This is a genomic window from Bacillus sp. PS95, assembly GCF_037963565.1.
In the GTDB taxonomy this organism is placed as follows: domain Bacteria; phylum Bacillota; class Bacilli; order Bacillales; family Bacillaceae; genus Bacillus; species Bacillus subtilis.
This window is the reverse complement of sequence record NZ_CP150160.1, coordinates 1,190,696-1,201,843: the sequence shown is the minus strand read 5'-3', so window position 1 is coordinate 1,201,843 and position 11,148 is coordinate 1,190,696. Positions and strand designations below refer to the sequence as shown.

Genomic DNA, 11,148 nt, shown 5'->3' with positions numbered 1-11,148 from the left:
AGTGGTTTGGAATTGGCATAGTAAAATAACACAAATACCGCTCCACTTCCCTACGCAGGTCTGAACCTGTTCAAGTTATGAGGGTCTAAAAGTCACACTTTTATCTCAGCCCTTATGAAGGACACCCCTAGTGGTTAAACGAATACATATTGAATTGTTCTGCACCTCTATATTAACACGAATCCTTATTTGGTCAAGATTTATCCTTCCAATGTTTTCTTAAGATCCGTTACGTACCCCCGAGATCCGGTGACAATTAAACGGTCTCCAAGTTTCAGCCTTGTATCCCCATGAGGAACGATGCTGTCCACACCTCTGAAGATCCTGACAAAGATGACGTCACCTGTTAAAGGGAATTCCCGTAAAATGACACCATCATATTTACTGTTCTCCATATTAATTTGATACAGCGAAGACTCTTGGTTCGTGAGCAGCTTCATGACGCCAGGCGCTTCAATCAGTGCGCGAAGCAGCGTTTTTGTCGACAGCAGAATAGAAAAGATGCTGATTCCCTGCTCCTTCAGAGCTGCTTCATGCTCCGGTGATCCTACGCTTGCAATGACTCTTTCTGTGCCTTTTTCTTTTGCAAGTAATGCAATGTCTGCATTCATATCTTCATTTCCTGTCGCCACAACGAGGATATCCGTTTCAAAAATGCCGAGTGATTCAAGCGTCTCGTGTTCATAGTCAGAAATTGTTTCAACAGCAAACACTGATTCTGACAGCTTTTCCTCCGCATTCTCTTGGTAGACGTGTACAACACGCACGTCATACTCTTCCTCTGGCAATTCGAGTGTAACAGGCAAAGTCATTTGATTGGCGCCAATGAACGTAATCGTCTTTTTCTCCTCCGGCTGCTCTTCCCGTTTGTATAATTTTTTAAAACAGATCGGCGTAAAAATACTTGCAATGACGGCTACTAAAATGAGCGCTCCTGACATATTTGCACTGATCACGTGAAGCTGCTGCCCGATTGTTGCAGCGGCAATCACGAGCGAAAGCGTTGATGTCAGCAAGAAGCCAGACGCGAAAATGGTTCGGTTATCATACCACTTCTTTAGGTACATGACAGGAATGATTTTGCTGACTAACAGCGCCAGCAGCAGGAGCGGAATCATGATTAAAATTGTTTTATCCTGAAAAAGAGTCCAAATATCAAGCTTCACACCGACCATCACAAAGAAAATCGGTATTAAGAACCCATAACCAAATGAATCCAGCTGCTGAACAAGTTCTTTGTTTGGCGAAAGCAGGGAAACGAGAACCCCCGCTAAGAAAGCGCCGAGAATATTTTCCGCCCCAAGTGATTCAGACAGGGCAACGAGTACAATAATTAACGTAAAAATGGCACGCGTCCCGATCTGGATCGTCCCTTTTGACATGGATTGAACAAAAGAGCGATGTTTGAAGACCCGGCCGAAAAAGTAAAGCACCACTCCGGCCGCAAACAGGATCATCAGGAGCCACATGTTTCCGCTGTCCTCTCCGTATAAAGAAGAAAAAACAGCAAGAAGAATCATCGTGGCCAAATCAGCAATAACAGCAACAAGCAAAATAATCTGCCCGATATTCGAATTCATGATCCGTTCTTCTTTTAATGTTGGAACGACAACGCCTAATGAAATCGTTGAAATAATCAGGGTCATCAAAAATGCATTTTGGATAAATCCGGCCAAGACGAACCCATAGGACAAGAGCAATGATAAAATAAAAATACCGACGAAAATAACAGATGCCGCAGCAAACGTATTCGGCGCTTCCTTGCCATTCGGCAGGAACTGCTTTTTCTTTCCTTTCTCAAACGACGAAAAATCAATTTCAAGCCCGCTTAAAAACATTAAAAAGATAAATCCGAGCATAGAGAGTGTTTGGAGCCAGGTGTCACCCTCCACAACTAAATTAAGGCCGCTTTTCCCAATAATCAGCCCCATAATGATTTCAGCAACAACAACCGGGATGCTGAGTTTAAACCGATGCAAAAGGATGGGTGTCAAAAATGCAACGATAAGTACAACAACTAAAGATGCGACAGATGTATGCGCCATAATCAGAACCTCCTTTTTAAGTCAGGGTTATGCCAGTTCTCACTCAGAGAACAAAACCTCATTTTTAAAAAACATAACGCGATTTTAACAAGGGTGATGATGAAAAATAAAGTGATAAGGTCTTAATCCTGTTTAGAAAATGATTCTTCTTCTATAATTTGCACATAAAAGCTTGTGATGACTCACAACACTTTGCTTCATAATAAATAAAACAATCGGTAAGGAGGATACCGCATGGCTTACGATATCATCAGCGATATTCATGGCTGCTATGACGAAATGACTGCATTAATCCAAAAGCTTGGCTATACAATCAAAAATGGAGTACCTGTCCATGAAGAAGGCAGGGTGCTTGTTTTTGCCGGAGATTTAACTGACAGAGGGCCTAAATCGATAGAAGTCATCCGATTTGTAGCCGGCACTTACGAAAAAGGCGCTGTACGTTATGTCCCGGGAAACCATTGCAATAAATTATATCGTTACTTAAAAGGAAATCCGGTAAAAGTGATGCATGGTCTCGAAACAACAGCAGCAGAGCTTGAGGAACTTTCCAAAGATGAGAGAAAAGCAGTCAGCGAACAGTTTATGAAGCTGTACGAAACAGCGCCGCTTTACGACATCTTACATAATGGAGAATTAGTTGTCGCCCATGCTGGCATAAGAGCTGACGATATCGGCAAATATACCCGCAGAGTGAAGGACTTTGTGCTTTACGGTGACGTGACGGGTGAAACATATCCGGACGGCAGACCCGTCAGGCGTGATTGGGCGGCAGCCTATAACGGAAAGGCTTGGGTGGTATACGGTCATACACCTGTGAAAGAGCCTCGGAAGGTCAATCGCACCATCAACATTGATACAGGCTGCGTGTTCGGAAATCAACTGACAGGCTTTCGCTTTCCAGAAATAGAAACCGTCTCTGTTCCAAGCTCCCTGCCTTACGACGAATCAAGATTTCGCCCCATATAAAAAAGGAGAGAATCAATGATTCTCTCCTTTTATCAGTTTTCTCATATCCTGAGGCAGTGGAGCATGAAACGTCATGTTCTCCTGTGTCAGCGGATGGATAAATGAAAGATGCTCGCTGTGCAGAGCCTGCCGGCCAATTTCCTGTCTCGTTCCGCCGTACAGTGTATCGCCGCACAACGGGTGCCCGAGATAACTCATATGAACACGAATTTGATGGGTTCGTCCAGTCTCAAGCTGCAATGCCACCGAGGTCATGTCGTCATTTGCACATGTGACGTAAAAATGCGTAACAGCCTTCTGGCCGTCTGGCGTTACCGTCCGTTCAATAATACTGTCAGGATGTCTGCCAATCGGAGCATCGACTGTTCCCTCCATCTGTGCCATCCGCCCGTGAACCACTGCCGCATACCGGCGCTTCACAAGGCCGTTTTTTTGCGCAGACGATAAAATGGAGTGGGCAAATCGATGCTTGGCAACAAGCATGACACCTGATGTATCCCGGTCTAGCCGGGTGACAAGATGTACTGTCGCCCTCACTCCGGTTGTTTGATAATGATCAATAATTCCATTGGCAATGCTGCCGGAGGGGTGCTCTCTCGAAGGGATTGATGACACATACGGCTGCTTGTTTATCACAAGCACATGTTCATCCTCATAAAGGATATCGAGCGGAACAGGCTCTGCCAGCAGCGTCTCGCTCACCTGTTCCTCAGGAAACTTCACGATAAGAAGATCTCCCTCTTTCAAAACGTATTTGACCGTCACATGCTCACCGTTAATCTGCAGGTCTCCCCCGCCAAACTTAATATCGGTCAGCAGACGTTTCGAAATTCCCATTTCACCGGCATATTCTTTTACAGTCATCCCGTCCTCAGCGGAAGTAATGTTCTTTCTGATAAAAAAATGCTCCACGATATGTCCTCTTTCTATTCACCTTTTCCAATAAACGAATCCTGGACTCTTTTCCAAAATGGAAACGGACGGAATCTCGCAAACCGCACTTTTTCGGATGCAACTTGGCAGCGGATCGACTTTACATCCTTATGGAGAAGGGTTAAATGGTCAATCGTCACTTGAAAGTCAACTTCGTTTCTCGGCTTAATCATGCAATCATGATGGGATGGGAGAAGCAGAGGTGACCCGACCGTACGGAACACGCGGTTATTAATTGAAGCCATTTCCGCAAGCTGGATCGCCCTGATAGACGGATGGATAATCGCTCCGCCCAGCGCCTTATTGTAGGCTGTGCTGCCTGATGGAGTTGACAGGCAGAGGCCGTCGCCCCGGAAGGTTTCAAAGAGCTGCCCTTTGATTTCCACATCAGCAACAAGGCTTCCTTCGATGCTTTTAATCGTACATTCATTCAAAGCTAAGTATCTTTCTTCCCGCTCGTTTTCGTGATAGGTCACAATGACTTCGAGAAGCGGATATTCGACTGTATGATACGGCGTTTTCGCGATGGCAAGAACAAGTTTTTCAATTTCATGAGGAACCCAGTCGGCATAAAAACCCAGATGACCTGTGTGAACGCCGACAAATGCTGTTTTGTCCAAGCGGTCGCTGTATCTGTGAAAAGCATACAAAAGCGTTCCGTCGCCTCCGACTGAAATAACGATTTCCGGTTCATTTTCATCCAGTTCCATATCAAAATCCAATAAATACGCCTGTATTTTGCTTTTCAGCGTATCAGAAACTTGATCTCCTTTTGATGATACGGCAAATTTCATGCTCTTCTTCCCCTTTACCTATTGTTGCTCGCTTCCTTTTTTCTTTCTTGAAAAGGCAGCTTGAGCTTCCTGTACTTCACCCCTGATCTCCGACATCTCTTCATCAAGCCGGGAAGCCGCTTCAGAGGCGCGCTGAAGCCTTAGTTTTACTTTTTCAGGAATGTTTCCGCTGTATTTATAATTCAATGAATGCTCAATGGTCGCCCAAAAATTCATCGCCAGTGTACGGATCTGTATTTCCACGAGAACATGCTTTTCTCCGGATACCGTCTGCAAAGGGTACAGCACAACAAGATGGTATGACCGGTATCCGCTCTCTTTATGTTCCGCAATATAATCTCGCTGATCCACAACGGTGAAATCTTTTCTGGCAAAAAGCATCTCTTTTACGATTTGGATGTCATCGACAAATTGGCACATGATTCTAAGGCCAGCAATGTCCTGCATGGTTTCAATTTCATGCAGCGGTATGCTTTTCCGTCTCGCTTTTTCAAGTATGCTCGCCACAGGCTTGACGCGTCCGGTCACAAATTCGATCGGTGAATGGTCGTCCTCGTATTCATATAGTGTGCGGATCCCCTTGAGCTTCACTTTCAACTCTTCGACAGCCTGGCGGTACGGCACTAAAAAACGCTCCCATTGTTTGTCATCCATCATACATCCCCCAATTCCGAACCAGTTTCTATAAAAACACGCGTTTCACTTTTTCTTCCATTTCTTCTCCGTAGTTTGCATTATCCTTTATATTTTCTAAAAGATATTCCAGCTCCTCATGCAGGCCTGCCAGTTCAATTGTTTGGTCTCCTGCCTCTAAAACAACCGGTATTTTTTGTGCATGGGCCTGCTTCAGTTCCGGCCATACATGTTCCTTTATAATGACATATTCAAAAGAATCAGCTAATTCAAGTATGTATACAAAAGCAAAGTGGTCAGAATCAACAAGCATTTGACCTGACGGCTTGCGTTCCGCTTCGTTTCCTTCTGTCTGACAAGTAAGGCGAAGCTGATCATCCGATAATGTTGCATTCAAAATTTCGATTCTGTTTTGCATAATGCTCTCCTTTTTTAAACAAAGTACAGATTCATTTTATCATATCGAGCTCGATATTGATAAACCTAACATCTAAAGAGATAATAGTAAAAATAAGATTTACAGGGCGGAAAGGAAGAGCATCATGAGCCAAGAAATTGAAATCGAATTTAAAAACATGCTGACCAAACAAGAATTCAAAAACATAGCAGCGGCACTCCAGCTGACAGAAAAAGATTTTACAGATCAAAAGAATCATTATTTTGATACAGACAGCTTCGCGCTGAAACAAAAACATGCTGCGCTTCGTATCCGCAGAAAAAACGGAAAGTATGTCCTTACATTAAAGGAGCCGGCTGATGTGGGGCTTCTGGAAACGCACCAGCAGCTTTCAGAGGTATCAGATCTCGCTGGATTTTCAGTTCCCGAGGGCCCTGTGAAGGACCAGCTGCACAAGCTTCAGATCGATACGGATGCCATACAATACTTTGGATCTTTAGCAACAAACCGTGCGGAAAAAGAAACAGAAAAAGGCTTAATAGTTTTAGACCACAGCCGATATTTAAATAAAGAGGACTATGAAATTGAATTTGAGGCGGCGGATTGGCATGAGGGCAGACAAGCCTTCGAAAAGCTGCTTCAGCAATTCAGCATTCCTCAGCGCGAAACCAAAAATAAAATTCTGCGTTTTTATGAAGAAAAACGAAAGTCTATATAAGGTGGAATGACATCGTGAATGTAACGAATTGGGCAGCATTACTTCAGCTTCAGGCATTACAGTCCATATCTAATGCACGCAGCAGCACGGACACTCAGAATACGGAAAGCCCGCTTTCAAGTTTCAGTTCTTTGCTCAGCCAATATACAAACGGTCTGACATCTCAGCAATCAGCACCTTCTTCATCGCCAAGCCCGCTCAGCATGCTGAACAGCGCGAATACAACAGCGCCGTCACTGCTTTCAGCGTATGGGCTTAACTCATATACGAGCAGCAATTCAGGTTCAATCACAAAAGCGGCAGAAAGCACTGAAACAGCTGCTGCAGATTCAGCTTCAAACAAACATGAAGCAAATCAGATCAGTTCGGGAGACTTCTCTATTGACAGTGCGATTAAAAAAGCCGCTGATAAATATGGCGTTGATGAAAAACTGATCCGCGCCGTCATCAAACAGGAATCAGGCTTTAATGCAAAAGCGGTCAGCGGAGCAGGTGCGATGGGCCTCATGCAGCTGATGCCGTCAACAGCAAGCTCACTTGGCGTTTCCAATCCGCTTGATCCGCAGCAAAATGTGGAGGGCGGAACGAAATATTTAAAACAAATGCTGGATAAATACGACGGCAATGTGTCTATGGCATTAGCGGCTTACAACGCCGGACCGGGGAATGTTGACCGATACGGAGGCATTCCTCCTTTCCAAGAAACGCAAAACTATGTAAAAAAAATAACTTCAGCTTATTACGCGTAACCAGAGGTGCTCTTTCCCTCTGGTTTTTTTGCGGAGTGAAATCTTACGCATTCCTGATTTTTATGTGATATGATATGAAATACAAACCCCGGCTGTCAGCCGAAATGAGTCATCAAACGCATAAAAGGCAGTTTGTTTGTAGAAATGATGCCTTGTTGCTAAAATAAATCTAGATGAAACAATGAAATACAGAAAATTACTTTTTGCAATAGGATTTATGATTCCTATTAGCCATATTTAAAGGAGTAGTCAACATGGGACAATCGTTTAACGCACCTTATGAAGCGATTGGAGAGGAACTTCTATCGCAACTTGTTGATACTTTTTATGAGCGTGTCGCGTCTCATCCTTTGCTGAAGCCGATTTTTCCAAGCGATTTGACAGAAACCGCCAGGAAACAGAAGCAATTCTTAACTCAGTATTTAGGCGGGCCTCCGCTTTATACTGAGGAGCACGGCCATCCTATGCTCAGAGCAAGGCATCTTCCCTTTCCAATTACAAACGAGAGAGCTGATGCGTGGCTCAGCTGTATGAAGGACGCAATGGACCATGTAGGGCTGGAGGGCGAAATTCGTGAGTTTTTGTTTGGCCGGCTGGAGTTGACAGCAAGGCATATGGTGAATCAAACGGAAGCGGAGGATCGATCATCTTGACAAACTATCAGCATGAGCTATACTTCGCCCATTGCCACGGTCATCCAAAAAAGCCGCTTGAAATTTATATGTTTGTAGACCCTTTATGTCCAGAATGCTGGTCCTTAGAGCCCGTCATCAAAAAGCTAAAAATCAGATACGGACGTTTTTTCACCTTACGCATTATCGCTTCCGCAAGCCTTACCGCTTTAAATAAAAAGCGAAAAAAGCATCTTCTCGCAGAAGCATGGGAAAAGATCGCGAGCCGCTCTGGCATGTCATGTGACGGCAATGTCTGGTTCGAACAGGATCAGCCGCTTTCATCGCCTTATATGGCTGCTCTCGCTTTTAAAGCAGCCGAATTGCAAGGACGAAAAGCCGGCATGCAATTTCTCAGAAATATGCAGGAGAGCCTATTTGTTTCAAAGAAAAATATTACGGATGAAAACGTGCTTTTGGAGATTGCTGAAAATACAAGTCTCGATCTTGAAGAATTCAAAAAAGATCTGCATTCTCAAAGCGCGGTCAAGGCGCTTCAATGTGACATGAAAATTGCTGCTGAGATGGATGTTTCTGTTAATCCGACACTGACGTTTTTTAATACGCAGCATGAGGATGAAGGGCTTAAAGTTCCTGGCAGCTACTCATATGATGTATATGAAGAAATTTTATTTGAGATGCTTGGCGACGAGCCGAAGCCGTCGGAAACACCGCCTTTAGAATGTTTTATTGAATATTTCCGCTTCGTTGCCTCGAAGGAAATTGCTCTTGTATATGACCTGAGCCTTGAAGAGGTAGAAAAAGAAATGAAAAAACTGGCGTTTGCTAAAAAGGTTGCCAAAGTGGAAGCCAAACACGGAATGTTTTGGAAGTCTCTCAGCACTTATTCTGATGAATATCAATCATGTGAAAAATAGCCGCAGGCGTGCATATGCTTGAGGCTGTTTTTTTATGCCGTAACCAAACGTACGTTCCATTTTTAGCACTAAAGAAACCGCGCCGGGATAAGCGCGGTTTCATATGTCTTAACGACAACAAAGGGGATGGGAGAAATTTTTCACGGTCAAACAAAGGGGTAATGTTTGTTTGTGATCAATTTCACATCCTTATGATAACAAAAGATGTCGACTTTTGACAACCTCTATGCTTAATGTTCATATTTTTGTCACAAAACATAACGAAGTGCATTCACTCATATCCTTATAAGGAAAAAGGACGAGGAGGACCGCCATGATGTCTACTTTGATCTCAATTGTGTGCATTGCTGTTTTTTTCTGCTTGAATATCTTAGGCATGATGCATATGCTGCCGCTTTATATTACCTCTCCTCTGCTGTTTCTGTCTATTTTGTTTACCCTCTACCGCTTGAATCACCGGAAAACCTTTAAAGGGTTTTAAAAAAGCCTGTGCGTCATTTCCGCACAGGCTTACTTTTTTAAGACTGCTTGACTTTCATCAGCAGCTCTTCCATTTCATCAAGTTTTTCTTCAAACATTTTGCACGCGGCTTCGATTGGCTCTGGAGACGTCATATCAACACCCGCTTTTTTCAGGACATCAATCGGGTATTGTGAGCTTCCCGCTTTCAGGAAGTCAATATAACGGTCAACCGCCGGCTTTCCTTCCTTCAAAATCTGGCTGCTTAATGCTTGGGCAGCGCTGTACCCTGTCGCATACTGATACACATAGTAATTGTAATAGAAGTGCGGAATACGCGACCATTCAAGGCCGATTTCCTTATCAATCACCATGCCGTCTCCAAAATACTTTTTATTCAGGTCGTAATAGACATTTGTCAGAAGCTCAGGTGTAAGCGGCTCGCCTTCTTGCGCCTTTGTATGAATCAGATGTTCAAATTCAGCGAACATCGTTTGTCTGAAGACCGTTCCCCTAAAGCCCTCAAGCATATGGTTGAGAATATATAAGCGCTGTTTTTCATCCTCTAAATTGTTCAGCAAATATTCGCCAAGGAGCGCTTCATTTGTCGTAGAGGCAACTTCCGCGACAAAGATGCTGTAATTGCCGTATGGATAAGGCTGGTGCTTTCTCGTATAGTAGCTGTGTACGGAATGTCCAAACTCGTGCACGAGCGTAAAGAGATTATTGACGTTATTATGCCAGTTCATCAAAATATACGGATTCGTGCCGTAAGCTCCTGATGAATAAGCCCCATTGCGTTTGCCTTTATTCTCGTAAACGTCCACCCAGCGGTTTTCCAGTCCTTCTTTTAGGATAGAGGCATATTCTTCCCCTAAAGGTGCGAGGCCTTTCAGCATGTAATCTTTGGCTTCCTCGTATGTCACCTTCATCCCAGCATCTTTCACAAGCGGTGTATACAGGTCATAGATATGCACTTCATCAAGCTCAAGCACTTTCTTTCTTAGCGCAATATAGCGGTGCAGGAGCGGCAAATGCTTATTAATCGTCTTAACAAGGTTATCGTATACTTCCTCAGGAATACTGTTGTTAGAAAGCGCAGCCTCACGCGCGGACTTGTACTTTTTCACTCTCGCGTAGAAGTTGTCCTTTTTCACAGTGCCGCTTAGCGTCGTGGCCATTGTGTTTTTATATTGTCCGTACGTTTTATACACTGCGTCAAACGCATTTTTGCGGACTTCACGGTTTTCACTTTCCAAGAAATTAATAAAGTTGCCGTGAGTGATCTGTTTCTCATTCCCATCTTCGTCTTTAATGGACGGAAACGTTATATCTGCGTTATTTAACACGCTGAATGTATTTGAAGATGACCCCAGTACCTCGGAGGCTTCAGCAAGCAGTGCCTCTTCCTTCTCGCTCAGCACATGCGGACGTTCCTTTGTAATCTCCTCAATCGCATGAGAGTACAGCTTTAATTCTTCTTTTTCAAGAATGAACTGCTGCAGTTTGTCTTCTTCTATGGATAAAATCTCCGGAACCAAATAAGCTGTCGCGCTTGCGGCCTGTGTATACAGGTTTCCCGCCTTGTCATTCAGCCCCTGGTAAAAGGAGTTCCCAGTATCCTGGTCAGAGCGCATATGCGCATATGTGTACAGCCTACCCAGCCGCTCCATCACTTTATCTTGATACGTAAGAGCCTCGTATAAATGATCAGCTGAATCTGCCAGCTTTCCTTTATACTTAGATAAATTCGGAATTAATTCTTTTACAGCTTGAAATTCTTTATTCCAGGCCTCATCACTAGGAAAAATATCCTCAAGTCTCCATGTGTCTTCTGCCTTTACCTCACTTCTGTCAGGCAGTTGGTTTGCTTTTTTTTCCTCAGCCATGGTGATCCCCCTC

Annotated in this window: 12 protein-coding genes and 1 riboswitch; of the genes, 6 read left to right on the top strand and 6 right to left on the bottom strand. The window is 43.9% G+C overall.

Going from position 1 to position 11,148, the window contains the following annotated elements:
- Window positions 1-30: 30 nt before the first annotated feature.
- Window positions 31-139: riboswitch (TPP riboswitch) on the bottom strand.
- 61 nt (window positions 140-200) lie between these two features.
- On the bottom strand, window positions 201-2,045 hold the full coding sequence (locus NSQ12_RS06250; protein WP_015715673.1) for a monovalent cation:proton antiporter family protein: 1,845 nt from the start codon (window positions 2,043-2,045) through the stop codon (window positions 201-203).
- A gap of 234 nt (window positions 2,046-2,279) precedes the next feature.
- Here NSQ12_RS06250 and prpE point away from each other — a divergent pair, with 234 nt between their 5' ends.
- On the top strand, window positions 2,280-3,014 hold the full coding sequence (gene prpE, locus NSQ12_RS06245; RefSeq protein WP_033883580.1) for a bis(5'-nucleosyl)-tetraphosphatase PrpE: 735 nt from the start codon (window positions 2,280-2,282) through the stop codon (window positions 3,012-3,014).
- 12 nt (window positions 3,015-3,026) lie between these two features.
- Here prpE and NSQ12_RS06240 read toward each other — a convergent pair whose 3' ends face one another.
- Genes NSQ12_RS06240 through NSQ12_RS06225 form a run of 4 tightly spaced genes read right to left on the bottom strand, consistent with a single transcriptional unit; the run spans window position 3,027 to window position 5,792 of the window.
- On the bottom strand, window positions 3,027-3,926 hold the full coding sequence (locus NSQ12_RS06240; RefSeq protein ID WP_033883581.1) for an RluA family pseudouridine synthase: 900 nt from the start codon (window positions 3,924-3,926) through the stop codon (window positions 3,027-3,029).
- Between the two features lie 14 nt (window positions 3,927-3,940).
- Window positions 3,941-4,741 (bottom strand): NAD kinase, encoded by an 801-nt coding sequence (locus tag NSQ12_RS06235; protein WP_003232918.1) that lies wholly within the window; start codon window positions 4,739-4,741, stop codon window positions 3,941-3,943.
- Between the two features lie 18 nt (window positions 4,742-4,759).
- Complete coding sequence (yjbM, locus tag NSQ12_RS06230) at window positions 4,760-5,395, bottom strand: GTP diphosphokinase (protein WP_003245294.1); 636 nt, start codon at window positions 5,393-5,395, stop codon at window positions 4,760-4,762.
- A 28-nt stretch (window positions 5,396-5,423) separates the two neighbouring features.
- Window positions 5,424-5,792, bottom strand: a complete 369-nt coding sequence (locus tag NSQ12_RS06225) for a hypothetical protein (protein ID WP_339176196.1) — start codon at window positions 5,790-5,792, stop codon at window positions 5,424-5,426.
- Window positions 5,793-5,916: 124 nt separating this feature from the next.
- Between NSQ12_RS06225 and NSQ12_RS06220 the strand changes: the two genes are divergently transcribed.
- From NSQ12_RS06220 to NSQ12_RS06200, 5 genes are all read left to right on the top strand, one after another.
- Window positions 5,917-6,489 (top strand): CYTH domain-containing protein, encoded by a 573-nt coding sequence (locus NSQ12_RS06220; protein ID WP_015252351.1) that lies wholly within the window; start codon window positions 5,917-5,919, stop codon window positions 6,487-6,489.
- A gap of 14 nt (window positions 6,490-6,503) precedes the next feature.
- Window positions 6,504-7,238, top strand: coding sequence for a bifunctional muramidase/murein lytic transglycosylase (gene cwlQ / locus NSQ12_RS06215; RefSeq protein ID WP_249678509.1), 735 nt, complete (start codon window positions 6,504-6,506; stop codon window positions 7,236-7,238).
- A gap of 254 nt (window positions 7,239-7,492) precedes the next feature.
- Complete coding sequence (locus tag NSQ12_RS06210; RefSeq protein WP_003232928.1) at window positions 7,493-7,891, top strand: group 2 truncated hemoglobin YjbI; 399 nt, start codon at window positions 7,493-7,495, stop codon at window positions 7,889-7,891.
- Complete coding sequence (spxH, locus tag NSQ12_RS06205) at window positions 7,888-8,787, top strand: protease adaptor protein SpxH (RefSeq protein WP_003245184.1); 900 nt, start codon at window positions 7,888-7,890, stop codon at window positions 8,785-8,787. Before NSQ12_RS06210 ends, spxH begins: the two co-directional genes overlap by 4 nt.
- 313 nt (window positions 8,788-9,100) lie before the next feature.
- Window positions 9,101-9,268 (top strand): hypothetical protein, encoded by a 168-nt coding sequence (locus NSQ12_RS06200; RefSeq protein WP_003244944.1) that lies wholly within the window; start codon window positions 9,101-9,103, stop codon window positions 9,266-9,268.
- A 37-nt stretch (window positions 9,269-9,305) separates the two neighbouring features.
- On the opposite strand, the gene pepF is transcribed toward NSQ12_RS06200, so the two are convergent.
- A complete protein-coding gene (pepF, locus tag NSQ12_RS06195; protein ID WP_003245178.1) occupies window positions 9,306-11,135 on the bottom strand; it encodes an oligoendopeptidase F in 1,830 nt (609 codons plus the stop codon).
- Window positions 11,136-11,148: the final 13 nt, after the last annotated feature.